Genomic DNA, 25,335 nt, shown 5'->3' on the forward strand with positions numbered 1-25,335 from the left:
TTATTACAGAAGGGGAATTGATGATCTTTTTACGGTTTCAATTTGAGCCAATCGACTTTGTTTTACTTGGAGCTGTTAGTACGTGGGCATTATATAGTGTAATTGGGCGCGTTGTTTTACGGAAGTTTAGTTCGATTGTGTCTACTACATATGCAGTAGGGTTTGGAACGTTTTTTTTGCTGCCATTTTTGTTACTAGAAAGTCCTTGGGAGAATATTGCAACAAGCACATTATCTGCTTGGCTAGCGATTGCACATATGAGTGTGTTTGTAACAGTTATCGGTTTTATACTTTACTATTATGGGATACAAAAGATTGGAGCTGCGAAGGCTTCGATATTTATTAATGTGATGCCGGTTTCAGCAGTGATCATGGCAACACTTTTTTTAGGGGAAACACTCACATTTGCTACGGTTATTGGGGCGCTGTTTGTCCTATCAGGTGTGTATGTAGGTACATCTGTGCGGCACCGTAAAGATAAACGCTTCTCGCATGCAAAGACAGGGTAATAATGATAAAATGAAGAACGGTATTTTAAGAAAGTGGTGTGATTCATGATACAAGAGAGTTGGAAAAACGAGAAAATAGAGCAGTGGCTTTCCAAAGTGAAGCAAGGAAACGAACCTTTTCAAGAGGGAAAGGCTTGGGAAATCCTTGAACAACTTGAAGATAAAGAAGAACTGGAAAAAGAGACTCTCCTATATAAATCGAAGCTGTTGTCAATGTTAGCACATGCTCGCTATAAACGTGTCGGGAAAATTGATCATTTAGTTGAACGCTGGACGAATGAAGCATTACAGGATGATGATACGAATCCATCTGCCCATCAGTTGAACGTACAACAATTGCTAGATTTTTTTGAGGAAGTACCGATACCAGAGAAGTTTCCTCCAATAAGAGAGACTGATCATGGCTCCGCAAAGAAAAAAACAGCGAATGAGTACAAAGAAATAGCTGAGGCGTTTTTTCGTTATGTTGATAAATATGACGACATTTCGAATAAGATAAAAGCCTCAATAGAATATGTTGAAAATGAAGAAAGTAGTGAGACAATCAAAACGGTAAATAGCTTAATGGAGGAATTGCAACTGCCTTTTAAGACTATTTTATTGGCCACAACTGAATATGCGAATTCGTTGACAGGTGTTTATTATTCTGCTGCACAATTCAAAGAAATTGCGAAAGCGACAAACGTCATTGAGCTGATTATGAAAAGATGGGATACAGTTATTCAGCAAAATCAAGGCCAACAAGAGAAGCGTACAGCCCTAGACGAATTACATGCTCTAGTTGGGTTAAAAGATGTGAAAAGGAGAGTGCGCAAGCTATATCAATTTTTGCATTATCAAAAAGAGCGAATACATCAGGGATTCCAAGCAAAAGATGGTATAGCTCTGCACATGATTTTAACAGGGAATCCTGGTACAGGGAAAACTCATCTAGCTAGATTAATGGCAAAGATTTACTTTGAACTAGGGCTTCTTAAACGAGATGAAGTATATGAAGTAGATCGAACTCAACTAGTTGGGGCTTATGTTGGACAAACAGAAGAAAATACGAATCAAGCGATTGAACGAGCGGCTGGTGGCGTGTTATTTATTGACGAAGCCTATAGCTTACGTAGAGCGGGAGCAGCAGGGAATGATTATGGTCAGTCGGCAATTGATACCCTTGTCTCCGCAATGACCAGTGGGAAGTATGCTGGAACATTTGCTGTTATTCTTGCAGGGTATCCTGAGGAAATGCGTACCTTTTTACGTGCGAACCCAGGTCTAAGGAGTCGCTTTCCCGAACAAAATCATATAGAAATTGACAATTACTCAATCGATGAATTGATTCAAATCGGCGAAAGAGTTGCTATTGAAAACGATTATTTATTAACGAGTAGTGCCAGAAACGAATTTCAGAAACGAATCGAAAAAGGACAAGTTGATGAGTCTTTTGGAAATGCGCGAGCGGCGAAAAATATTATTCTAGATGCGATCTTTCAAAAGGGTTCCCAAATGGCGATCGAAAACGCCCAAGCCGATGATTTTGTTTTACTTAAAGCAAGCGATTTTTTTGAAGAAACAGATCGTTTAGAAGAACTATCAGCACAAGATGAATTACAACAGTTAATTGGCCTTGAACAAGTAAAGAAAGAGATGGTCCAGTTAACATCATTTGTGCAGATTCAACAAATTCGTAGAGAAAAAGGATTACAAGCCTTACCGCTCCAAGTTCACTCGGTATTTACAGGAAATCCTGGAACAGGTAAGACGACAGTTGCGAAATTGTTTGCAAAATCATTGAAAGAAATTGGGCTCTTGAAACGTGGACATTTAGTCATTGTATCTAGGGCTGATTTAGTAGCTGGGTATATTGGACAAACAGCTCAAAAAACAAAGGAAAAAGTAAAAGATGCGCTAGGTGGCGTGTTGTTTATTGATGAAGCCTATTCTCTTTTAGCAGATGGACAAGGTGATTTTGGAAAAGAAGTAGTTAATACGCTTGTTCAAGAAATGACGGAACATGAAGAGAATCTCGTCATTATTTTAGCTGGGTATGCGAGTGAAATCAACCTATTGCTTAATAGCAATCCTGGATTACGTTCACGCTTCAAGAAACACCTCCATTTTGAGGATTATTCAAAAAATGAGTTGCTTGAAATGATAGAAAAGCGAGCAGAGCAATTTGGCTATGAATTAACAGCAGATGCTAAAGAAGCATTAGAAGAACAGGTTACTGAAAATGGAAATCCAGGTAACGGACGCTTTGCAAGTGATGTGTTAGATCAACTCATTCAAATTCAATCGCTACGACTCATTGAATATGAACAGTTACACGCTGACCAATTAAGGACGATTGAAAAAATAGACGTTCAATTACTGAAAAGTTAAGATATACGATTCATTTAGAAAAGAGTGATGTACATGTATATGTCGACAAGAGAAATACAAATTTTATATGCAGATACAGACATGATGGGTGTCATTTACCATGCCAATTATTTAAAGTACTTTGAACTTGGTCGAGGTGGCCTTGTTGAAGATGTTGGATATAGTTATATCGAGATGGAGGAGCTAGGCTATTATGCGCCGGTATATGATGTTAGAGTGACATATAAGAAGCCAATTCGCTATGGAGATAAAGCCTTTGTGAAGACATGGGTTGAAGGAAATGATGGGATCAAAGCGGTTTATGGGTATAACGTTGTCAACGGCGAAGATGAATTATGCGTTGAGGGGACAACAACACATATCATTGTAAAAAAAGAAACATTTAAACCAACGGCATTTAAGAAGGCTTTCCCTGAGTGGTTTCAAAAATATGAAGAAATAAAGAAAAAATAAAGATGAACGAATAAGCTATCAGCCATTATCCATACTAAGGTTGCGTAAGCGATTTTTAAGTAAATAAAAAAGGGGTAATGAAGATGGCTAAGCCAGATAATCGCAATGATAATGCAGAAAAGCTTCAACAAATGAAAGAAAACACGGAGCACAATATTGAGGCTGCTGAAGAATCTCTCGCTCATACTGATATGAAAGAGGAACAAAAGCAATCAATTAAAGAGAAGAACAAGCGCCGCGTAGAGAGCATTAGAGGATTTGAAGCGGAGATGGCTGATGAAATGCAAGCTCGCAAAAATGGATACAAAGGCGAAAAGTAAACTGCCCTCATGAGAACTGACCAAAGTTTCACATAAACATGAAAAAGCTGTTGAGCATAACCTCAACAGCTTTTTTTACTTTAATATATCTCTTAATGAGAATCATTTTGACCATTCGCACTGCTACTGGTCTTGTGTTTTGGTCGTTTTTTTGATTTTTGCTTAGTATTGGGATCTTTTTTTGACATACAGATTCTCCTTTTGAATAAGTGGATTTTGGTAAGATGCATACAAAAGCATCTTACTTATAGGATGAACAAATCCTAAGCGTTTCACTAGAAGGAGTTACTGGAAAAAAACACGTTTGACGTTAGTTAAAGTAGGATATGAAGAACTAGGAAGATAGTGTTCCTTATTAATTGAATTGGTGATCTTTTTATTATGTAAGTGAAAACTCATCGTATGTTATAATTAACCAAATGGTATCTGCGGTGGTGAAATCTTTGGCATTTGGAATTACGAAAGCAGAGCTTATCAATTAGGACGTAGCTTCCAACAATAATAAAAATACTTGTTATAATAAAAGTATGAAAACAATAGGAGGATATGATATGCCAACTCAAACAACCATTATTTCTGATTTACAAACAAGTCCAACAGTCAATCCGAAGGAACAAATTCGTGAGCGAGTCGATTTTTTAAAGAACTATTTAGTACATACGGGAGTAAACGGCTTTGTATTGGGGATTTCAGGAGGCCAAGATTCAACACTAGCTGGGAAACTAGCTCAGACAGCTATTAATGAATTAAATGAAGAACAATCAAACAAAGCATATTCATTTTATGCAGTAAGGCTTCCTTACGGTGAACAAAAAGATGAAGATGATGCACAAGATGCAATCCGCTTTATTGAGCCGACAAAGGCATTTACTGTTAACATTAAAGGAGCTGTTAATGCATCCGTAGAGGCGTTTATAGCAGCTACGGGTGAACAGCTGTCTGATTTTAACAAAGGAAATACAAAGGCTAGGGAGCGCATGAAAGCGCAGTATGATTTGGCAGCTCATTTTGGCTGTCTTGTAATTGGGACTGACCATGCTGCAGAAGCAATTACTGGATTTTTTACAAAACATGGTGATGGTGCTTGTGACATTGCTCCATTATTTGGTCTAACGAAAAGACAAGGAAAATTATTATTAATGGAATTAGGTGCACCAGAGCATCTTTACAAGAAAGCACCTACAGCTGACTTAGAAGATGATAAGCCTGGGTTGCCTGATGAAATTGCTCTAGGAATGACGTATGACAACTTGGATGATTACCTTGAGGGAAAACAAGTGGATCGTGGAATTAAAGAGAAAATTGAATCACGTTATGAAAAAACCGAGCATAAACGTCAGCTTCCTGTTACCATTTATGATTCTTGGTGGAAACAGTAATTAATGGCATAATTGGTTACCTATCATCATACCTTAATGCGAGTGTCTTCTAGTGGTTTTCTAAAGAGTAGATTGCTAGTAGTGCAAAGTCACTGTACCCGCTTTTTATACACTACAGGATAACGGGTTAAGGAGAGGAAATGATGAAAGGAAAAGTATTTGTGTTATTTGGATTAGGTATGTTTCTTGTTTTACTTGTTGGCCTTTATGTTTTGTCGAATGGAAATTTGGAGATGTCGCAAGCAAAAGAGGTTATAAAAGAAACCGATGATACAGGTAGAGAAGTGAAGGGGATTAAGATCGCGTTAAACGATTTCTATCTTGAATCAGTAGCAGAAGAGCAAGGGAAGCAATTTGTAATTGTTGACTTGTCCTTTACAAATAATCGGGAAACAGTTTATGAATTTTCAACATTTAACTTAACGCTTATAGATGAAGAAGGGTTTGCTCATAGCATGAATTCGTCGATTGAAACGAAGGGCATTCTTGGTGGACAGCTTCATCCAGGTAGAACAAATCGTGGAGAAATTGCATTTTTAGTTCCAGTAGCATCTCAATATGAGCTTGTTTACACCGATCATTTGCGGACAGGACAAGTTACTTGGCAAGTATCAGTTGATAAGGAATGATGTAGCTAAATGAACTCTAACAAGAACAGTGATTTGCATATGCACTCTACAGCATCAGACGGTGGTTATACACCGTCTGAATTAATGAGAAAGTGTAAAGAAGTGAAGTTAGAAATTGTATCATTAACGGACCATGATAGTGTAGCAGGAATTGAGGAAGCTATACATGAAGGGAATAAGTTAGGCATTCAAGTGATTCCTGGCATTGAATTCTCAACTAAGTATAAAGGGCGGAGTGTTCATATACTAGGTTATCAGTTTGATTGGAAAAATCAAGAACTTCAGACATTGCTCATGAGTCAGAAACAATTAAGAAGAGAACGATTGGACACAATTATAGAGAGGCTGAAATTGATTGGTTTAAAGGTCGAAGCAGAAAGCGTGTTAAAACATGTAGATGGTGGCAGTATCGGACGACCTCATGTGGCGAAAGCATTAATTGAGGCGGGCTATGTAACAGATATGGCAGATGCGTTTGAACGGTTTTTAGCTGAAGGACAACCTGGTTATGTTGAAAAATCAAAAGAGATGACCGTTCAAGAAGCCATTGATTGGATCCATCAAACAGGAGGAATCGCAATCGTTGCCCACCCTAATTATTACGATGTTGATGAAGATCTAATTGATTGGGTAAAAGATTGGGGATTGGATGGCATCGAGGTGTATCATCGCGATCATGATGAAGACGTAAAAAAGCGTTATGAACTCATTTGCCAATCAATCGAGGAGAAAGTCGGAAGAAAACTTTACCGAACTGGTGGTTCTGACTTCCATCATGAAGAATATGGACGGGTACCAGAACCATTAGGTGTCACTAGATTAGCTAATGAGTTAGCTGAAACCCTTTTAGACTGTTGAGAATGAATCTCGACAGTCTTTTTCGGGGAGCTCACACTTTTTCGATCACACTTTTGATTTCAATTCCTTCAAGAGCCTGAGTGGCAAGTTGATCAGCTTCTCTGTTTAAACTGCGATCAATTAGTTCATACTCTAACATTAGTCCAAACTTTTGAGCGGTTTGTTCTATTCGGTCTAACCATCTAATGTAATGCTCTTCATAACAAGGCCATTCTCCTGAGGCTTGATTGACGACAATCATTGAATCAGAATAGATTCGTACGGTTTGATGATGAACATTCATTTCAGTAAGCTGCATGAGAAGGCGGTGGAGAGCTGCATATTCAGCTTCGTTGTTGTCTTCAAGTAGTTCTAACGTATCGTTAAATCGAATACGCCAGTCTTTATGATCTTGTTTATAGTAAATCGCAAGGCCAATTCCGGCATTTCGTGTTGCTACGTCGAAACCACCATCAATGTGAGCTTTAACGTCATGGGGTTCTGTTTCGAATTGTTTTAAGAATTTGATCAATTGTTTTTTTGTCCAAGACGTGTCTTGCTCATCTAAGAATTCGATTTTTTTTAAGCGACCCGTTTTTTCGAGATCATCATGTAACATTAAGGAAGATGGAACACTCATCCAATCAGATTTCATGAAAAATGATTGTTTTGTTTTTAGTGGAGTGTAATACCATTCTAATCGAATCTTCATAAAGAAAACCTCCTCCATTAATAGTAGTCAAAAGGGTGTGACACTGGCTCCACTCAGTAGTTCGAGCTAGATCCAAAAGGAAAAATCGACCTTTTTGATCTAGCTCTTAAGTAAAAATAATTGCAGAAATTTCTTTTTCGTGATAAGTTAAATTATCGAAATGTTATGTTTTTTAACATAGTAATGATGGTTATGATCTTATCATGAAATAGTATGATGTTATCTAGCTTTTTACATGCAATTTATATATGTTTTTTAAAAAGGAGTTTGTGTATTATGCCTATTAGAATCCCGGACCATTTGCCTGCAAAAGAGATTCTTAATGCAGAGAATATATTTGTGATGGATGAGAGTCGCGCCTATTCTCAAGATATTCGTCCATTAAAAATTGTGATCTTAAACTTAATGCCAATTAAGGAAACGACAGAAACCCAACTGTTACGTTTGCTCGGAAATAGCCCATTACAAGTTGAAGTCTCATTAATGTATCCGAATACACATGTATCAAAAAATACATCACATGAGCACTTACATGCGTTTTATAAAACATTTGACGAAATAAGGTCAATGAAATTCGACGGAATGATTATTACGGGAGCACCAATTGAAAAGTTTGAATTTGAAGAGGTGAATTATTGGAAAGAGCTCCAAAAAATAATGAATTGGAGTGTTGAAAATGTCACTTCAACTTTGCATATTTGCTGGGGAGCTCAAGCTGGCTTGTATCATCACTACGGTATTAATAAGCATCCACTAGAAGGAAAGAAGTTCGGTGTGTTCTCTCATACAATTGAAAAACAAAATGTGAAATTATTACGGGGGTTTGATGATGAGTTTCTAGCCCCGCACTCTCGTCATACTGATGTTCGCAAGGAAGAGATAGAACAAGTAAATGACCTTGAAATATTAAGTATGTCTGATAAAGCTGGCGTATACATTGTCTCTTCAAAAAATGGCAAACAAATATTTGTAACTGGTCACTCTGAGTACGATGTTTATACATTGCAAGAAGAATATAAAAGGGACGTTCAAAAGGGAGTAAATGTTGAGCTCCCTCATAATTACTTCCCCGAAGATAATCATAACATTCCACCACGACTACGTTGGCGAGCTCATTCCAATTTGTTGTTTTCGAATTGGTTAAACTATTACGTTTATCAAGAAACTCCTTATGATTTAGGAAAGTAAACGAATTTTAGGCGGAATAGCAGGCCGTAGGTTAAGGCCTGCTAAAAGTTAGTTGCCTATCTCTATCATCAGCAATCCCTAAGATTCTTCCCATTTGTGGGGATTGGATTCACCACTTAATCGATCAGGGTATCCTAAGCCATCTATCTGCTCGTGATGAGACCTTACCCCAAAAATAGAAACAACTAAACTCCCAAAAAAATATTTGTTTAAAGATTTTACAAATTGATGATACGTTTTCATGAAAATTGGTCCTTTTCTTTGCGTTATTCTCATTGTACGTTTGTTTAGTCTTAAGAAGAATGGTTTTATGAGAATGATTCTCCATGGTATTTTGACGTGTTGTAAATGACTGATATAATAGTTATGCATCCTCACTTATTCATAAAAGCTATGATATAATAAGATTGTTGCCTATGAATAGTCTGATCGGATGTAAGGGCGTCTTGTATAAGTAGATGTCTTTTTTAGTGGAGGTGGAACGATGGACCCTTTAGATGTCATGATGAATAAGGATAATGTCATTCCTTTTTATCAACCGATATTTAGTGCTGATAAACAGCTTGTTGTTGGATATGAAGTGCTCGCGCGAATGCAGACCGACGATGGAGTAATGAGCCTCGGATCGTTTTTTCAAGATAAAAGTATTCCCGATGAATATAGAATAGAGTTAGATGATCATATTCAGAAACTTGCGCTCGATGCATATATGGAAACTGATCAATCTACTATTCTCTTTTTTAACTATGATGCCTCTCTCTTACTTAAGGACAATGGAGAAACGTTTTTACAAAGGATTGAGCATTATAAAAAGAAAGGTCTTAATATCGAACAAATCGTTCTGGAATTAAAAGAAGACGATGTGGCTGAACATTTTTATGATAATAAACATTTTTTTTACTACGTTCAAAGTTTTGGGTTTAGAGTTGCACTTGATGGTGTTGGCCATAACGGCAGTAACCTTAATCTTGTTGCAATGCTAAAGCCGAATATTATAAAAGTTGATGTTAAATTCATGGAAGATGATGACCTCCCGCATTTATTCTCAGAAGTCCATCAACCGTTATCGATGCTCTCGAGAAAAATCGGAGCTACGTTGCTTTTTGAAGGGGTTTCGAATTTCAACCAATTAAATTATGCGTGGAGAAATGGGGGCAGATATTATCAAGGATTTTATTTGCACTCACCTTCTCATACATTTGTCGAGCCCTACTGTTGCAAAAAGAAAATGCAAAAAGAATTTCAATACTTTATTAATTATGAACGTAAGAAGGTAGAGTCACAGTTTTCATTGTCAAATGAATTGACGCTGCAGCTGAAACAAACGTTGAAAATGATCAAACCAGAAGATACATATGATGAATTAATCTTAAAAGTAGCCCAAGACTGCGATAAGTATGCGTTTCGGGTATATGTTTGTGATGAAGAAGGATTTCAACAATCATCCAATGCAGAAAAAAACACAGAGAAAAAATGGGTGTTAATTGAAGAAGGTCGATTCAAAAACTGGAGCTGGCGTCCTTATTTTCTTGAAAATATTGTCCGAATGAATATTGAAAAAAGAGGATTTTTATCAGATTTATATACCGATATTGAACGTGATGAGCGGATTCGTACGTATTCGTATCCAATATCTGATCATTTATTTTTGTTTCTCGATATTCCATATGACTATTTATTTGAACAAGAAGGATTATTATAGAGTATGTACCAAAAGGGGTGTATTTCCCCTTTTGGTACATACTCGTAGCATGAGCGGAACCGCTGCAATGTGTTAAGCCCATTAGGAGTGGGTTTCTCCTAATGGGCGCGCAGCGAGAGAAGCCATTGCCGCTTCGAAGCAGGGGTGTATTTCCCCTTTTAGTACATACTCGTAGCATGAGCGGAAGCGCTGTAACTATTGTTAAAAAACAAGCGAATATAATAAAAAGGTCTGGTCTTGATGGAGAGACATAGCAGAGGAATGCTAGTCTTCAAAAAGCCCAGACCTTCCTTACTGCAGTTATGATAAAAAGGCAAAGAACCACAAGAAAGCAGAATAGGGGGTATGTATGGCTAATCGCTCTATCTATCGTTTAATGGCTTATTTATTTTTTGCTCATTCAACGATAACGATTATAAACGGATATTTTCCTGTCTTCTTCAAATCTCAAGGACTTACGGGGGCTCAGGTAGGTTTATTAATGGCTATTGGTCCAGGTGCGTCAATTATTGCACAGCCAATGTGGGGATATTTAAGTGACAAATACAAAAGTATTAAAAAAATGATTTTACTTGCTATTGTTGGAGTGTGTTTAACAGCGCTAACCTTTATGTTTGTCAATTCATACATAGGTTATCTCGTCATGATGTTTATTTTGTTCTTTTTTGTATCACCTACTACAGCATTAGGTGATTCGCTCGCGCAAAAAACATCTGTCCAACAGAAAGTGAACTTTGGAAGAATTCGGTTATGGGGTTCATTAGGGTTTGCTATTACTTCGCTTGTCGTTGGTTATGTGTTAACATGGATTGGTGTAGAGAAGATTTTGTACCCAATGCTTTTAATGGCATTGATTGGCTTAGTAGTGGCTTTTTCCATTAAAGATGTTCCAGGTGCGAACAAACCTGTGACTGTGTTAGATGCGTTGAAATTAACAACCAATTCATCACTTATGTTATTTCTGTTATTTGTCATCTTTATTTCCATAGCGCATCGGACAAACGATATTTATCTCGGGCTGTATATCGTGGAGTTAGGTGGAGTAGAAGCGATGATTGGCTGGGCATGGTTCATCGGAGTAACCGCTGAAGCATTAGTGTTTGCAACGACTACTTACTGGTATAAAAAATGGTCACCACTCTCGTTTGTCATCTTAGCAGGAGTCTTTTATGTATGTCGTTGGATTCTGATGGGATTTGCCTGGAGTCCGTGGTTCATCTTACCAATACAGATATCACATGGACTAACATTTGGAGTTTTTTATATAGCTGCCTTTCAAATTGTTAACAAGTTGACACCTGAACATTTGCAAGCTACAGGTCATGTCCTATTTATTACAGTCATTTTTGGGGTTGCTGGTATAATAGGATCACTTTTTGGTGGATATATTATCGAACTAACATCTATCTCAACTCTTTACTTCATTATTGGTGGAAGTGCACTTTTGGGTACAGTAGGGCTACTTTTTTTTCAAAAGAGCAGGCCTGAAGTGTAAGTAGATGACGGTTAGGTATTCTTATATTAAATTTATATTAGGGGGTCGAGAATTAATGGATATTATCTTAACAGAACGTGTGAAAGATTATTTTACCAATTTAGATCTAACCCAAAAAGCAATTCGGGTCAGAGCATACGACACGTTTGAATGAAGTACAATGGTGGCGTATGACCTCGCTCTGGATGAGCCGAGGCAAGATGATTCACATGTTCAAATAGACAACTTTCTATTTATTTATGATGAAAAAGCGAGTGAAGAAATTGGTGCATTTGTTAAAATTGATTTTGTTCCTTCACAAGGATTAAAAATGATAAATGCTAATCAAACACTTGCGTATGCTTTGCAATTGAAGACACTCTAATTGGTTTACTAAACCAATTAGAGTGTCTTGTGCATTAATGTAAAAAATGATTGATACGAGGAGATCTCAAAAGGGATCTGATACCAACGATAGCGCATTATTCTGGTAAGAAATTTTCTTAAATTGCCAAATACTGTGCATGAGGGGTCAGACCCTTATTTTTTCATAAAGAGACTACTAACTTGTTTCACGATTGGAGAAACTTGGTTTACCGTCTTCACCACTTGGTCAAAAGTGTTCACCGTTTTAGTTACGTCAAAACTACCACTTTCATTCATGAATGCTGATTTTAAAAATGCCACCTTACTTGGTTTATACCCAACTTGTTGTTTTCCCATCCCCATTTGAGGGTTATGGAAAAATGGATTGTGCTGCATCTGTTGAGAATGAGGTTGTTTTTGCATGAATCCATTCATATGCATGGGCTGATGAGAATATGGATGGTGTTGAAAGTGTTGTTGATTGTGGAATTGGCGAGAGTGTGGCATCATTTGCCTTCTTTGATTTTGATTAGGTTGAAACATTCCTAATTAACCTCCTTAATCAATTGGAATTTGCTTGCGGTTATTTGGAATCGAAATTCTGAGCAAGCCATTTTTGTAAGTTGCTTTTACATCTTGTTCTTGAATTAAAAAAGGAACTGGGATGACTCGTTGTCTAACTTGTGTGCGATTGTGGCGTTCATGTATTCCTTGTTTATCATCTTTATATTCAGATCGTTCATCTTGCGTAACTTGTATGCAGATTGACTGACGAAGAATATCAAGTTTTATTTGCTTTTTATCAGTTCCCGGAAGTTCGGCTTCAATGATAAGCGATTGATGCTCCTGAAATACATTTATAGGAATTGGAGCAAGGAACAAAGGATTGTCTTGTATTTGTTCATAAGTGTGTTGGAAAAAACTATCTATTGATTTTAAAATGTCTTGGTAGCCTTGGGGGATTTTTTTCGACCAAGGTTGCTGATCTGACATTTGATGTCACCCCTTCTTAGATCAATTATTACTATATATGTATGAATGGTAAATCTTTATGGTGCAAACGAACACACATAATTATGAGGAGGGTTACAGTTGGGAGTAGGAGTTATTGATTCTCATTGTGATGCACTATTAAAGCTGTGGGCACACCCAAAGTGCAGTTATAGCAATTCGCCCAATATTGATGTGAATTTAGAACGTATACAAGCTGGAAACATCAAAGTTCAGTTGTTTGCCATTTTCATAGAGCCATTTATTAAACAAAATCAAAAGTTTCAAATTGTGTTGGAACAAATTGAGATCTTTCATGAAAAAGTCCTAGGTTCTAGTACGAAGTTTCGTCATATCAAAAAATGGTCAGATATAAACGAGTTAAAAGAAGGCGAAATTGGAGCAGTATTGACTTTAGAAGGGGTAGATGCTATTGGTGATGATCTTACGAAACTCTCAATTTTACATCAATTAGGCGTCATTTCTGTTGGATTAACTTGGAATCAAGCGAATCTTTGCGCAGATGGTGTTGGTGAACCACGTGGGGCAGGGCTTACTATCTTTGGTAAGGATCTCGTACGTTTGAACAATAAACATAACGTTTTGACTGATGTTTCACATCTTAGTATCAATGGTTTTTGGGATGTAATGGAATTGGCGAATTATCCGATTGCTTCACATTCTAATGCGCGCCATCTATGCGACCATCCTAGAAATTTATATGATGATCAAATACAAGCGTTAGTGAATAAGAAAGGCTATATAGGTCTTGTTTTTTGTCCATATTTCTTGACGACAAAGGACCGAGCAACAATCAAGGATATTCTTAATCACCTCGATCATATGTGTAGTCTTGGAGCTGAACACCATTTAGGCTTTGGTTCTGATTTTGATGGGATTTCAAAGTATGTCGTTCGTTTACGCCATTGCGGTGAGTATCATTATTTAGTAGAAGAATTAGAAAAATACTATTCGGCTACTCAAGTAAAAAGGTTTTTAAGAGGAAATTTCGAGAAATTAGTAGGACGGCTTACATGAATTTTTGGTGCAATTCTAGTATAATAATGAGTGAGGAACGAGGTGAACGAAGATGAAGATTACAGATCGTGCAAGAACGTTTCTTGAGGAAATGATGGCAGAACATAGCTTAAGTACAGTTCGTGTTGTGTTTGCAGGCATGGGTTGAGGTGGTCCTAAATTAGGGCTAGCTCTGGATGAGCCAGCGGAATCTGATCAACAAGAAATGATTAATGGGATAAATGTGGCGATAGAAAAAGATATCGTATCACAAGTTGCCGATCTGACTCTCGATTATCAAGAGTCAGAAAATGGAGCAGGTCTTGTTATGCTCGGCGGGGGGGAGGACTGTTGCTAAAAAGTGAGGGTGGCTCATTGCAGTCACCCTCATCTCTGTATATAAGACATAACACAAGTGCGTCGAGTCGAGATGGCAGTCATCGTTTGTTTTCTTTAGGTTGTGAGCGAGGAGCTTTATCAATGATTGGTAAAGCTGGTTTTTACATAGTTTTTTGAAATGCAAGGAAGGTGACGTGAAACACCCTTGTTATATCAAGAGAGGGCGGACTGGTATTTTTCATAAGTTCTCATAATTGATCCTTCCAACACGTAATGCAATAGGAAAGAGGAATTATCTTCGCTGAATTAAGATTATTTTTGTGTTACAATAACCAAAGGTTTTCGAGATAAGAAAGGGGTATTGATTATGAAAAAGAAATTATTTATGGGTATTGGGGTATGCACACTTGCCTTTGGACTAGTTGCTTGTGGTGGAGATGACAAAGCTGAAGAAGAGGTGGCTGCACCTGAAGAATCAGAAAACGTAGAGCAGGAGATGGGTCCTGATATTGATACAGAAAGTATTCCGGATGTGATTGCTACTGTTAATGGTGAAGATATTAACAAAGAGATTTATGTGGGCAACCTTGAACAGGGAGCTATGCAGCTTCAAATGCAAGGTATAGATATTGAGAGCGAAGAAGGTTTAGCTGAATTAGAAGTAATGAAAGAACAATTACTCGATCGAATTATTAATTCAACTCTCATTACCCAAGCTGCGAATGAAGAGGGCGTCGAAGCGACTGAAGAAGAAATTGACAAGGGAATCACAGAGCTAATTGCTCAAATAGGTCTTGAATCGGAAGAGCAGCTTCAAGAGTTATTAGATGAGCAAGGAGTTTCAACGGACGAACTTCGAGCTGATGTTGCAGAAACGGTCAAGAGTGAAAAGTATCTAGACCAGAACATAGAAGTATCTGATATTTCTGAGGAAGATCTCCAAGCTGCTTATGATGAATTAGTAGAAATGGTAGAAGCAGAAGGGGAAGGGAAAGAAACTCCAGAGATTCCTTCTTTTGAAGATTATAGAGAGCAATTGGAGTATCAAATGCAAATGGAACAAGAGCAAGAACAAGTAGGTAAACTAATTGAGACTTTACGTGCCGATAGTGAAATAACAACTCACATCTAAATGAACAGCTGAAAAGATGACTGACATGTAGACCGCTTCTTTAATAGAGGAGGATCTTCATTCGGTCATCTTTTTTGAATAAAAGGATCTCATAACAGAATGAAAGTCGAGTGCAATTGCCTATCATTATTTTCTTGTCGCTTATCACAAATGATTATTTCATAAAGGAGAAAAGGTGGGGGGCAGATGCTCAAATTAGTAAGCCTGAAATCGTTCAACTTGTCGAAACAATTAACAATTGATAAGATTGTCATGTGAATGAAGTGAGTAAACACAGGACTCTACAATTGTTGTGCGGTCAAAATGCTTATAGCCTGCTATGAGTAGTCACTCGCAGCAGGTAAAAACATAAGCCATTGTTTTATTTAATGTTCCTTTTTCATTGATTATTTTTAGAAGTGGTGGACAGCGATTTAACTAATTCATCTTTTTGTTGTTCTGTTAATAATCCCATCTTTTCAAAGAGATGAGCATAATACATCGTTCTTTTTGTTATACTCAACTTAATCCTCTCCTTTTCTTTTCTATATAATATGCATCATTTTAAAAATGTTGCCAAAGAGAAACATTTTTTGGGAGGAGCATGGACTTAAAGTGTTCTTTCATAGACAACAGATTGTATAAATTGTTATGATAGTAGTCAAGCAAGCTTGTTCGATAGATAGGGAGTGACATGTAGTGAATATACAAATAACGAAACCTGCTTTGCAGTGGTTTAAAGATGAATTGGATATAAAAGAAGAAGGAGAATACATTCGCTTTTTCGCTAGGTATGGTGGATGTGGGTCCATTCAAAGTGGCTTTTCATTAGGGGTTAGCCAAGAACAACCTTCGATTATCGGTTCACAAGAAGTGGTAGATGGAATTACCTTTTTTATAGAAGAAGAAGATCTTTGGTATTTTAAAGGGCTTGATCTAAAAGTGAAATACAGTCGAAAGAATGAAGAGATTGAATTTGTTTATGAGGAACAAAATTAAAAGGACTCCATCGTGGAGTCCTTTTTCTTATTAGAACGGTGTCGAGGATGGTCCTCCTTTATTTGAAAATCTACTGTTATCCTATGCGAAAGTCGTTACGATGTCTGGGCTATAACCTATAATAATACACGCAAGGAAAGGCTGGAGAAAGCGGATATTATAAAGTGGTTCAAATTCAATACGCGACGCTACCATTTCCGTACGAAAAACTACTCTCATTAAAAGCCTTGATGAATTAACCTTAATCGAAAAAATCGAGTTGAAATGAATTCATTGAAGCAAACTGGAGAAATTAAGCAGACAAGATTTATAAACTCAATAGGATAGGAAGAGGATAAGAACTAATGAAAAATGATGCAAGGGTCTTATATTTTGGGGAATATACATTGCTTCTAAAGGATGGCAGGCAATCCTTTAGAAGCAATAAAGAATTAGTAGATAATATACAATATGGTAAATATACAAAATAATATGTAAAAATATATAAAATAACAGAATAATCTCTTACTCATCTAAACTTTTTCTGATATAATAAAAGAAATGAAATAATCTGACTATTTAGGGGGTGGCGCAATGAAAATAGTATTCGAGAAGGTAAGCATTTGGATGATGGTTGCGTCACTTGGGTTTATAGTAAGTTCACTTATCGTAATTCTTTCTGTCCATTATTGGGCACATACAGAAGCAGGAAAAGTTCCACCCAAAACAGCAGTTCTACTACATGCTGTTCATAATAATCTTGTTACACCAGATATGAAGAGACCTAAATTTTTTGCAAATAATGGTGCACCAAGCTTTACAAATGAAATGATTGAAATCCCTGTTGCTGATGGAACAAGTATTGAAGGGAAAATGTACCGACCAATCGGAAAGGGACCATACCCAATCATTCTTTATTATCATGGTGGAGCGTTTATGGAGGGATATGGTAGCATTCATACTCACGATAATATTGTTCGTTCATTAGCTTCTAGAACAAATAGCATTGTCATTGCAGTAGCGTATCGAGTTGCACCTAAACATCCATTCCCAGCAGCAATTGAAGATGGCTACGACGCTCTTCTTTGGGCGTATGATCAGGCCGAAGAAATCGGTGGAGATAAAGAAAATATCGCAGTTGCTGGCGATAGTGCAGGCGGTAATATCGCAACGGTCGTGACTTTAATGGCAAGAGATCGAGAAGGTCCAGATATTAAAGCACAGGCACTTCTTTATCCACTTACTACATTTCAAGATATTGAATTCGATTCGAGAATGAAGTACGATAGTGGCTATTATTTGTTGTCACGTGGTGTAATGATGCGTGCACGTGACACTTATACTCCGGATGAGGATCTATGGATTCACGAGTATACGTCGCCGCTCGAAGCGGAAAATTTGTATAAATTACCTCCAGCTATTGTGATTACAGCTGAGTTTGATCCACTAAGAGATGAAGGAGAAGCTTATGCTAGACGACTTGCAGAACATGGTGTTCCAGTTGAGACTATCCGATATAATGGTGTTATGCATGGGTTTATCTCGTTTTATGAGGTGATGTATCGTGGAAATCACGGTCTTGACCAATCAGCTAGATTTCTTCGTGCATCTTTTGATGAAGAACCAGCTTATCAACCGTATAATTTACAAGTTTACAATGGATCGACAACTAGATCTATGCAAATACGCGACCAAGCAGAGGCTTATGCGATTGGGAGTTTTCTATTGGGGAAGCAAGCTATATCTATATTTGAGAATAATAAATAGGAGCCAATTAATGGGCTCCTATTGTTGTTGTTGTTGGGCTCTTTTCACAAACATTCTCTCCTCTTCAATTAGACCACAAGTTGCGCATTGAACTCGAATTTCTGGTCCACGATAAGGCATATGAAGAGGTCCGGCGTTGTTGTTTTCATATTGTTCAATAATATCGCCACTTTTTGCATCCATTTTAACTGGAGTGACAACTTGTTGAATTAAGTTAAAGCGAGAGCGATTTGTTTTACAATTTGGACATAAGTATGGATCTGTCATATATTATCCCTCCTATTTGTATTGTTCCCAACAAGTGAGAACTTCTTGCAAGATAATTTCAATCGTAAAGAAAAACAAGTTAGTACAAGCTAAACATAATAATAGCAGTCCTGAGTAATGTTATACCAATTGAAGGTGACGTCTTTGGTTGATTGCAGTAGTTGTAAATGGATTTATATTAACAAATTTATTTCTCTATATTTTAACAGTCATCTTTTTAGGGATTGGTTATTTTAACAAACCTAAATGCTTGTTAGTTCTATTGGCAACAGGTGTCGTGTTTACTCGTGTATTTTTAAGTCCTGAGCCACCTCTTTCACTTGAATTGTTTTTTGTTTAAGTTCTTTTACGATTGACTTCCAATCTAACTCTTTTCGATAAATACGTTTTGATGTTATCGCGTCAAATGCATCTGCCACAGCGATGATTCGAGCTACTAATGGAAGTGGCTTCGTTCAAGGATAGTTCGAAAAGGTGAAGATCGCTTTTTGGAGTAGAAAATGATGAGTTCATTTGTTTCAGGAAGCTCTGAAAATACGACTCAGAGCTTTCTGAAAAAGGAAGTAAGAATGACCTTAGAACAAACGCTATAAAAAAAGATACATCTCGTGATAGGAATTTGGATATGTTTGCTTGAATCCGAGTTTAGTCCAAAATTCAAATGAGTTATGTCTGGCACTTATTCTTATCTTTTTAAAGGAGGAGAGTTGTAATTCTTCAATGAGGATAGTTATTGCTTTTGTACCCAAACCTTGGCTTTTTTGCTTAACCGAAAACCAGCAGATATAAATGGTAGGTATGTCTTTGTTTGTAAGTTTGTCATATTCCTCATAATCAAATTGTAGCTCCAGTTCAATTAGGTCATTTTCGCAATTGTATAAGATTGTGTCTTCTGTGTCACGGAATAATCTTGTGGTCAATTGAGCTTCAACAGGCGCATTTACTAAATCAGAATAGCGAGCGGCGATACGGTTAAAAAGGTCGTGATTACAGTAACCATTCATGTCATTAGATGTTGTTGGACCTAAGTTAATATCGTGATTCATTTTAATCACCTCAATAAATCTTATGTGAGGAAATTTAACTCTAGAATCACTGCGATGCTTAATTTTTCAATTGGGGAATATTGGATTATCTCTGGATAAGCCCACGCGACTAGTTAGTATCGTGAAGAATACAGGAGGATTGGTTGTACAATATCAAAAAATAAGCTACACCTTATAATAGATAAGATGTAGCTAGTATAAATATTACGTTTTTACAAGATCCTTAAAACGCCCAGTTCCCCTCACGGAAGATCGGTTCACGTTTCCCATCTTCGTAAACTCCATCAATGTTCATATCCGCTGAACCAATCATAAAGTCGACATGAGTAAGGCTTGTGTTTAAGCCGTTTTTCTCGAGCTCTTCTTTGTCCATGTCTTTTCCGCCTTCAATGCAGAATGCGTAGGCGGAACCAATTGCAAGGTGGTTTGAGGCGTTTTCGTCAAATAAGGTGTTATAAAAAAGGATATTCGTATCAGAAATAGGAGACTTGTGCGGGACAAGTGCTACTTCACCGATAAAACGTGCTCCAGCGTCTGTATCTAATAAACGTTTTAATGTTTCGTATCCTTCTTCGGCTTTAAAGTCGATTACTTTCCCGTCTTTAAAAGTAAGGGAGAAATTATTGATCAGCGTTCCGCCATAGTTAAGTGGCTTTGTACTTGAAACCGTTCCATTAACACCTGTTTTCTTTGCCGAAGTAAACACTTCTTCTGTTGGCATGTTTGCAACGAAAGCCACACCGTCTTTGTTAATACTGCCACCGCTCACCCATAAATGAGTTTCTGGTAATTCAATGACTAAGTCAGTCCCCTCAGATGTATAATGTAGGGCATGGTAATGCTTGTCGTTTAAAGCATTCATTTTATCATCAAGGATGGAAAGATGCTCTTGCCATGCAGCAACTGGATCAGCTTGATTAATACGAGTGGCAGCAAAAATGGCATCCCACAGCTTTTCAACTGCTTTTTCTTCTGAGTCTTCAGGGAAAACCTTTCGAGCCCAGCCTTCAGATGGAACCGCAACAATCGACCAGCTAATTTTGTCTGACATAATATAAGAACGGAATCCTTGCATCGCTTTTCCACTTGCTTTGTTTGCATTTGAAACGCGCTCAGGGTCAGCGTCTTTAAGAAGGTCTGGATTTGAGCCAGTAATGCTTAAGAAAGCTGCCCCGTTCTCAGCCATTTCTTCATATCCTTTTGCTACCCATTCTGGAAACTCATGAAATGCTTCATCGGGTGCTAGCTCATACTTTGTTTTCGTTATCTCTTCGTCGCTCCATTCAACATGAACATTTTTCGCGCCAGCCTCGTATGCTTTTTTTGCTACAGAGCGAACAAACTCCGCTGCATTAATGGGTGTACGTACCACAAGTGTTTGCCCTTTTTGAATATTTACACCAACTTTAACAGCTAGGTCTGCGTATTTTTCTACGTTTTCTTGAAAAGTTGACATGAATTCATTCCTCATTTCTTATGTATAAATTAGGTAATCATCTTATTTTACCAAAAGATCAGGAAGTTTGAAAATAATTCCATCCATAGTTGATGTGAAAACGGAAGAAAGTACTTTCGAAAAGGGAGGGAGGTAAGAAAAGATAGCGAATTGAAAGGCTTTATGCTATTATAATGATTGGATTAGAAAAGAGGTTCGCAAACTCCCTCTATAAAAAACTAAGGTAGTAACTGTACATTTTTGAGTACAGTTTTCTTGTCGTGTTGACAATATTTTAGTTCGATTAGGATGAATAGATTCCTAACTGTCTCCTCATAACGTCCCCTTTAAAAAGGAACATTATGAGTGGAAGGAAAGAACAAATATACCCGTTTGGAGTTATCGAATGCTCTTTCTTCAATAAAAAGTTTGCGTTGCCTCTATATAAATAGGACAACTTGACTTATATAAAAAGGAGAAATGAGACATGAGAAATGAAAAGGCGGTAGTCGTATTTAGTGGTGGTCAGGATAGTACGACATGCCTATTATGGGCGCTTGAACGATTTGAAGAAGTGGCAACGGTCACTTTTGATTATGGGCAACGTCATCATGATGAAATTGAATGTGCTCGTGAAATTGCACAAGAATTAGGTGTATCTTTTCACGTGTTAGATATGAAACTTATTAATCAACTATCAGCAAATGCGCTTACAAGAAGTGATATTGAAGTGAAAGCTGGGGAGAACGGGGAATTACCTTCCACGTTCGTACCTGGACGCAATCACTTATTTTTATCGTTTGCCGCTGTATATGCACAAGCAATTGGTGCACGCCATATTATTACGGGTGTCTGTGAAACAGATTTCAGCGGATATCCTGATTGTCGTGATAGTTTTGTGAAATCATTAAATGTCACATTAAATTTAGCAATGGATGAGCAGTTTGTTATTCATACACCGTTAATGTGGTTAAATAAAGCGGAGACATGGAAATTAGCCGATCAACTAGATGCTCTTGATTTTGTAAAGGAGAAAACACTAACATGCTATCAAGGTGTACGTGGGAATGGTTGCGGAGAATGTCCAGCTTGTGAATTGAGAAGAAAAGGATTAGAAAGCTACATTGAAGAGAAGCAGGGAGGTGTAAACTGATGATGCAACAGTTTTATCCACAAGTACAACACTCGTATCGATATGAGTTGAATAAAGATATGCACCTAGCAGCTGCTCACTATATTCCAGATGACGCAGCAGGCCAATGTAAGAACATGCACGGGCATACGTATTTTATTAATATTACGATAGCTGGAGATACTCTTGATGATTTAGGGTTTCTCATTAATTTTAAACGAATTAAGGACATTGTTCATAGACGTTATGATCATACTGTCTTAAACGATCACTCAGAATATCAAGACATATTTCCTACAACAGAGAGAGTGGCAGAACAAATTTGGAAATCAATTCAAGCTGAGCTTCAAATTCAAGGAAATAAGCCAAATTGTTTGCAAGTTGTTGTTCGAGAAACTCCAACAAGCTATGTTGTTTATCGTCCAAAACCGGAGGAATTAGCATGAAGATTCCGGTAATAGAAGTGTTTGGACCAACCATCCAAGGAGAGGGAATGGTTATTGGTCAAAAAACAATGTTTGTCCGAACAGGAGGATGTGATTACTCCTGTTCTTGGTGTGACTCTCGCTTTACATGGGATGGATCTGTTCGAAGTGAACTAATAGAAGCAACTGAAATCGTTGATCAATTAAAGAAGATTGGCGGCGAAACGTTCTCACATGTAACCATTTCAGGGGGGAACCCTGCTATTCATAAAGGAATTGATAAGCTTGTTGACCTTTGTCATGACCAAGGCTGGAAAGTCGCTGTCGAAACACAAGGATCCATTTGGCAGGAATGGGTAAAGAAAATTGACAATATCACGATTTCACCTAAACCTCCTAGTTCAAAGATGGAAACAGATATTGAAAAGCTCGATCACTTTATGGAGCAACTAGAAGATCGCAATGTTAGCTTAAAAGCCGTTGTATTTGATGATGATGACTTTTTATTCGCGGAATTGATTCATAAGAGATATTCGCATGTCCCGTTTTATTTGCAAATCGGCAATGAGGACGTTAGCTCTTCAGATGATAGAGCGTTACTATCAACATTATTACAACGCTATGAATGGTTGATTGGAAAAGCAACTCAGTCTATTACTATGAATGATGCCAGGGTATTGCCACAATTGCATACTCTCATATGGGGAAACCAACGTGGTGTGTAAGTAAGGAGATGGAAAGATGAGTGGAAGAAAAAAAGAAGAGTTAGAAGGAGTTACACTACTAGGAAATCAAGGTACGCAATATGATTTCTCTTATAATCCTTCTGTTTTAGAAGTATTTGAAAATAAGCATCAAAATCGTGATTATTTTGTCAAATTTAATTGCCCAGAATTTACATCGCTTTGTCCGATGACCAATCAGCCAGACTTTGCAACGATTTACATCAGCTATATACCAGATGTGAAAATGGTTGAAAGTAAGGCTTTAAAGCTTTATTTATTTAGCTTTCGTAATCATGGCGATTTCCACGAGGACTGCATGAACATCATCATGAACGATTTAATTGAATTAATGGACCCACGCTACATTGAAGTCTGGGGCAAATTTACCCCTCGCGGTGGCATTAGTATTGATCCATACACAAACTACGGGAAGCCTGGAACAAAGTACGAAAAAATGGCCGAGTACCGTATGATGAATCATGACTTATATCCGGAGACGATTGATAATAGATAATGGTTTTTTAGGGGCTTGTTTTCGGGTTTTGAATGATAAATTAGAAGAAAAAGTAATCAACTAAATTGTGATTCAAATGGGTGTAACTAGAGAATGGTGGTATGCTCATAAGTTGTAAGTGGATTATGCGAATGGAATTAAATCTCACTTCCCACATAAGCTGTCTTATATGGACATGGAAAGGTGGAGGTGATAAACATGGAAAAGTTTAAAGTGAGATTTGTATTTGAAAAAAGTAATACAGGAACATTTGAGGTAACAGGTGAAAGTAAAGAGCAGGTGTTTGATCAATTAACACATTCAGACTGGTACATCTCAGAAGATAATGAGACTGCAATTAACATGAAGTTGGTTACCAGTTTTACAATAGGTCGAGCTGGTCGTCAAGCGGGAGGAACACCGGTTAGAAAATTCTAAAAAGGAAGCACTTTAAGCAACGTGCGTAGCCATTGCCGCTTCCTCGAGTATCTTTTGAAGGTTGTTTTTTACCTTTTTCAGTAGCCGCGCATTCACTTAATTGTAGGTACGATAGCTAATAGTTTTTTTGAAGGAGAAGAGTACCTTTTATAACTGTAAAGGTGCTCTTTTGTATTTTCTATCATAGTTGCTGAGAGTACCCCCACTTCAAATTTCCATTAGGAAATTAAGAGCGGGAATATTTATCAATTTTTTTTGAATCCCCCGATTGTTGGTTCTAACCGAGGAAAGTATCTTTTTTACTTTCAGGTTTTATAATTGTTCATAGTGCAATCTTTTTAATAATTCAAAGTACTCTTTCTCCGATCCGATATCATAGCGATCTCCTACTAATTCTTGACCGTAACATTTCTTGTCTTTTAGCATGTCTTTAAGGGCATCGGTTAATTGAAGTTCGCCTCCACTACCTGGTTTCACTCGCTGTAAGTACGTGAAGATATCCGGATGCAGAACATAACGTCCAGCGACAGCTAAGTTTGAAGGCGGTGATACTTGCGGTTTTTCAATGAGATTGGTAATCTCGTGCAATTGATGACTCACTTGTTTGCCATCTATGACCCCGTAATTTTTTAATAAATCATCTTCTACCTTTTTCACTCCAATTACATTTGAATTAACCTTGTGATAGACATGAATGAGCTTTTGTAAACTAGATTCCTTTTCAATAAAGATATCGTCAGGAAGTAAAACAGCGAAAGGTTCATCATTTACAAAAGGTTTGCCTAAACGGATTGCATCACCAAGTCCTCGAGCGATAGGTTGGCGAACAAATTGAATGTGAATGTTAGGTATAGATAATTTATTTAATAAGTGCTGTTTATTGTTTTGTTTTAAAAAGTTTTCTAGCTCAAGTGAGCGGTCAAAGTAATCTATGATCATATTTTTGTTTCTAGAAACAACAATTAATATTTCTGTAATTCCTGATGTAATCGCTTCTCGAACAATGTAATCGATAGCTGGTTTTCCATTTATCGGGAACATTTCTTTTGGTATAACTTTTGTGATTGGGAGGCTTCTAGTACCGTAGCCAGCAGCCGGGATGATAGCCTTTTTAATTTTCAAGTAGTTTCCCCCCTTAATAGAGTGTATCAACGTAATTGCCACTGTATCATTCTTATTCGATCTTTCCATTAGTAAAAAGATGAAAAAGAAAAAGTGAAAGAATAAGCCAGT

31 protein-coding genes and 1 riboswitch are annotated in these 25,335 nt (G+C 37.4%); of the genes, 23 read left to right on the plus strand and 8 right to left on the minus strand.

The window, feature by feature from the left end:
* Positions 1-20: 20 nt before the first annotated feature.
* The 7 genes from SAZ04_RS09975 (at position 21) to SAZ04_RS10005 (ending at position 6,518) form a co-directional block, all read left to right on the plus strand.
* Positions 21-509, plus strand: coding sequence for a DMT family transporter (locus SAZ04_RS09975; RefSeq protein ID WP_332694787.1), 489 nt, complete (start codon positions 21-23; stop codon positions 507-509).
* A 45-nt stretch (positions 510-554) separates the two neighbouring features.
* Positions 555-2,879 (plus strand): AAA family ATPase, encoded by a 2,325-nt coding sequence (locus SAZ04_RS09980; protein ID WP_332694622.1) that lies wholly within the window; start codon positions 555-557, stop codon positions 2,877-2,879.
* Between the two features lie 33 nt (positions 2,880-2,912).
* Positions 2,913-3,332, plus strand: coding sequence for an acyl-CoA thioesterase (locus SAZ04_RS09985; protein WP_332694624.1), 420 nt, complete (start codon positions 2,913-2,915; stop codon positions 3,330-3,332).
* Positions 3,333-3,415: 83 nt separating this feature from the next.
* Complete coding sequence (gene tlp, locus SAZ04_RS09990; RefSeq protein ID WP_332694626.1) at positions 3,416-3,652, plus strand: small acid-soluble spore protein Tlp; 237 nt, start codon at positions 3,416-3,418, stop codon at positions 3,650-3,652.
* A gap of 551 nt (positions 3,653-4,203) precedes the next feature.
* The gene (gene nadE / locus SAZ04_RS09995) at positions 4,204-5,031 is read left to right on the plus strand and encodes an NAD(+) synthase (RefSeq protein ID WP_332694628.1); all 828 of its coding nucleotides are present in this window, start codon (positions 4,204-4,206) and stop codon (positions 5,029-5,031) included.
* Between the two features lie 140 nt (positions 5,032-5,171).
* A complete protein-coding gene (locus tag SAZ04_RS10000; RefSeq protein ID WP_332694630.1) occupies positions 5,172-5,660 on the plus strand; it encodes a DUF4352 domain-containing protein in 489 nt (162 codons plus the stop codon).
* A 9-nt stretch (positions 5,661-5,669) separates the two neighbouring features.
* Positions 5,670-6,518, plus strand: coding sequence for a PHP domain-containing protein (locus SAZ04_RS10005; protein WP_332694632.1), 849 nt, complete (start codon positions 5,670-5,672; stop codon positions 6,516-6,518).
* Positions 6,519-6,549: 31 nt separating this feature from the next.
* Here the strand turns inward: SAZ04_RS10005 and SAZ04_RS10010 are convergent, their stop codons facing one another.
* Complete coding sequence (locus SAZ04_RS10010; protein ID WP_332694634.1) at positions 6,550-7,209, minus strand: reverse transcriptase-like protein; 660 nt, start codon at positions 7,207-7,209, stop codon at positions 6,550-6,552.
* A 276-nt stretch (positions 7,210-7,485) separates the two neighbouring features.
* Here SAZ04_RS10010 and metA point away from each other — a divergent pair, with 276 nt between their 5' ends.
* From metA to SAZ04_RS10030, 4 genes are all read left to right on the plus strand, one after another.
* Entirely contained in the window at positions 7,486-8,397 is a 912-nt protein-coding gene (metA, locus tag SAZ04_RS10015) for a homoserine O-acetyltransferase MetA (protein WP_332694636.1), read from the plus strand.
* A 484-nt stretch (positions 8,398-8,881) separates the two neighbouring features.
* Entirely contained in the window at positions 8,882-10,099 is a 1,218-nt protein-coding gene (locus SAZ04_RS10020; RefSeq protein ID WP_332694638.1) for an EAL domain-containing protein, read from the plus strand.
* Between the two features lie 349 nt (positions 10,100-10,448).
* Positions 10,449-11,594 (plus strand): MFS transporter, encoded by a 1,146-nt coding sequence (locus SAZ04_RS10025; RefSeq protein ID WP_332694640.1) that lies wholly within the window; start codon positions 10,449-10,451, stop codon positions 11,592-11,594.
* A 160-nt stretch (positions 11,595-11,754) separates the two neighbouring features.
* Positions 11,755-11,958 (plus strand): hypothetical protein, encoded by a 204-nt coding sequence (locus SAZ04_RS10030; protein ID WP_332694642.1) that lies wholly within the window; start codon positions 11,755-11,757, stop codon positions 11,956-11,958.
* A 155-nt stretch (positions 11,959-12,113) separates the two neighbouring features.
* Here the strand turns inward: SAZ04_RS10030 and SAZ04_RS10035 are convergent, their stop codons facing one another.
* Both SAZ04_RS10035 and SAZ04_RS10040 read right to left on the minus strand, forming a co-directional pair.
* The gene (locus SAZ04_RS10035) at positions 12,114-12,482 is read right to left on the minus strand and encodes a YppG family protein (protein ID WP_332694644.1); all 369 of its coding nucleotides are present in this window, start codon (positions 12,480-12,482) and stop codon (positions 12,114-12,116) included.
* A 15-nt stretch (positions 12,483-12,497) separates the two neighbouring features.
* The gene (locus SAZ04_RS10040) at positions 12,498-12,932 is read right to left on the minus strand and encodes an Hsp20/alpha crystallin family protein (RefSeq protein WP_332694646.1); all 435 of its coding nucleotides are present in this window, start codon (positions 12,930-12,932) and stop codon (positions 12,498-12,500) included.
* Positions 12,933-13,031: 99 nt separating this feature from the next.
* Here SAZ04_RS10040 and SAZ04_RS10045 point away from each other — a divergent pair, with 99 nt between their 5' ends.
* The 4 genes from SAZ04_RS10045 (at position 13,032) to SAZ04_RS10055 (ending at position 15,659) form a co-directional block, all read left to right on the plus strand.
* Positions 13,032-13,967, plus strand: a complete 936-nt coding sequence (locus SAZ04_RS10045) for a dipeptidase (RefSeq protein WP_332694648.1) — start codon at positions 13,032-13,034, stop codon at positions 13,965-13,967.
* Between the two features lie 52 nt (positions 13,968-14,019).
* Entirely contained in the window at positions 14,020-14,304 is a 285-nt protein-coding gene (locus SAZ04_RS23435) for a HesB-like (seleno)protein (RefSeq protein WP_431308989.1), read from the plus strand.
* A 348-nt stretch (positions 14,305-14,652) separates the two neighbouring features.
* Positions 14,653-15,417 carry a SurA N-terminal domain-containing protein gene (locus SAZ04_RS10050; protein ID WP_332694650.1) on the plus strand — a complete coding sequence of 255 codons (765 nt, stop codon included), beginning with the start codon at positions 14,653-14,655 and terminating at the stop codon, positions 15,415-15,417.
* 110 nt (positions 15,418-15,527) lie between these two features.
* Entirely contained in the window at positions 15,528-15,659 is a 132-nt protein-coding gene (locus SAZ04_RS10055) for a hypothetical protein (RefSeq protein ID WP_332694652.1), read from the plus strand.
* Between the two features lie 137 nt (positions 15,660-15,796).
* Here SAZ04_RS10055 and SAZ04_RS10060 read toward each other — a convergent pair whose 3' ends face one another.
* On the minus strand, positions 15,797-15,919 hold the full coding sequence (locus SAZ04_RS10060; protein WP_332694654.1) for a hypothetical protein: 123 nt from the start codon (positions 15,917-15,919) through the stop codon (positions 15,797-15,799).
* A 176-nt stretch (positions 15,920-16,095) separates the two neighbouring features.
* Between SAZ04_RS10060 and SAZ04_RS10065 the strand changes: the two genes are divergently transcribed.
* Both SAZ04_RS10065 and SAZ04_RS10070 read left to right on the plus strand, forming a co-directional pair.
* Complete coding sequence (locus SAZ04_RS10065) at positions 16,096-16,395, plus strand: HesB/YadR/YfhF family protein (protein ID WP_332694656.1); 300 nt, start codon at positions 16,096-16,098, stop codon at positions 16,393-16,395.
* Positions 16,396-16,968: 573 nt separating this feature from the next.
* Positions 16,969-18,141 (plus strand): alpha/beta hydrolase, encoded by a 1,173-nt coding sequence (locus SAZ04_RS10070; protein ID WP_332694658.1) that lies wholly within the window; start codon positions 16,969-16,971, stop codon positions 18,139-18,141.
* Positions 18,142-18,159: 18 nt separating this feature from the next.
* Here SAZ04_RS10070 and SAZ04_RS10075 read toward each other — a convergent pair whose 3' ends face one another.
* Positions 18,160-18,408, minus strand: a complete 249-nt coding sequence (locus tag SAZ04_RS10075; protein ID WP_332694660.1) for a DNA alkylation repair protein — start codon at positions 18,406-18,408, stop codon at positions 18,160-18,162.
* Between the two features lie 148 nt (positions 18,409-18,556).
* Between SAZ04_RS10075 and SAZ04_RS10080 the strand changes: the two genes are divergently transcribed.
* Positions 18,557-18,748: a hypothetical protein gene (locus SAZ04_RS10080; RefSeq protein WP_332694662.1), complete on the plus strand. Its 192-nt coding sequence runs from the start codon at positions 18,557-18,559 to the stop codon at positions 18,746-18,748.
* Positions 18,749-18,995: 247 nt separating this feature from the next.
* Here SAZ04_RS10080 and SAZ04_RS10085 read toward each other — a convergent pair whose 3' ends face one another.
* Together SAZ04_RS10085 and SAZ04_RS10090 are read right to left on the minus strand one after the other, a co-directional pair.
* Positions 18,996-19,454 carry a GNAT family N-acetyltransferase gene (locus tag SAZ04_RS10085; protein WP_332694664.1) on the minus strand — a complete coding sequence of 153 codons (459 nt, stop codon included), beginning with the start codon at positions 19,452-19,454 and terminating at the stop codon, positions 18,996-18,998.
* A gap of 223 nt (positions 19,455-19,677) precedes the next feature.
* Complete coding sequence (locus SAZ04_RS10090) at positions 19,678-20,910, minus strand: aminopeptidase (protein ID WP_332694665.1); 1,233 nt, start codon at positions 20,908-20,910, stop codon at positions 19,678-19,680.
* A gap of 184 nt (positions 20,911-21,094) precedes the next feature.
* Positions 21,095-21,138, plus strand: a riboswitch (PreQ1 riboswitch).
* 238 nt (positions 21,139-21,376) lie between these two features.
* Between SAZ04_RS10090 and queC the strand changes: the two genes are divergently transcribed.
* From queC to SAZ04_RS10115, 5 genes are all read left to right on the plus strand, one after another.
* Positions 21,377-22,042, plus strand: coding sequence for a 7-cyano-7-deazaguanine synthase QueC (gene queC, locus SAZ04_RS10095; RefSeq protein ID WP_332694666.1), 666 nt, complete (start codon positions 21,377-21,379; stop codon positions 22,040-22,042).
* Complete coding sequence (gene queD, locus SAZ04_RS10100) at positions 22,042-22,467, plus strand: 6-carboxytetrahydropterin synthase QueD (RefSeq protein WP_332694667.1); 426 nt, start codon at positions 22,042-22,044, stop codon at positions 22,465-22,467. Before queC ends, queD begins: the two co-directional genes overlap by 1 nt.
* The gene (queE, locus tag SAZ04_RS10105) at positions 22,464-23,171 is read left to right on the plus strand and encodes a 7-carboxy-7-deazaguanine synthase QueE (protein ID WP_332694668.1); all 708 of its coding nucleotides are present in this window, start codon (positions 22,464-22,466) and stop codon (positions 23,169-23,171) included. Before queD ends, queE begins: the two co-directional genes overlap by 4 nt.
* Positions 23,172-23,187: 16 nt before the next feature.
* Entirely contained in the window at positions 23,188-23,685 is a 498-nt protein-coding gene (gene queF, locus SAZ04_RS10110; protein WP_332694669.1) for a preQ(1) synthase, read from the plus strand.
* 198 nt (positions 23,686-23,883) lie between these two features.
* Complete coding sequence (locus tag SAZ04_RS10115) at positions 23,884-24,102, plus strand: hypothetical protein (RefSeq protein WP_332694670.1); 219 nt, start codon at positions 23,884-23,886, stop codon at positions 24,100-24,102.
* 312 nt (positions 24,103-24,414) lie between these two features.
* Here SAZ04_RS10115 and SAZ04_RS10120 read toward each other — a convergent pair whose 3' ends face one another.
* Complete coding sequence (locus tag SAZ04_RS10120) at positions 24,415-25,224, minus strand: UTP--glucose-1-phosphate uridylyltransferase (protein ID WP_332694672.1); 810 nt, start codon at positions 25,222-25,224, stop codon at positions 24,415-24,417.
* Positions 25,225-25,335: the final 111 nt, after the last annotated feature.

This window comes from Halalkalibacter lacteus, from assembly GCF_036663595.1.
GTDB lineage: Bacteria > Bacillota > Bacilli > Bacillales > Bacillaceae_D > Halalkalibacter > Halalkalibacter lacteus.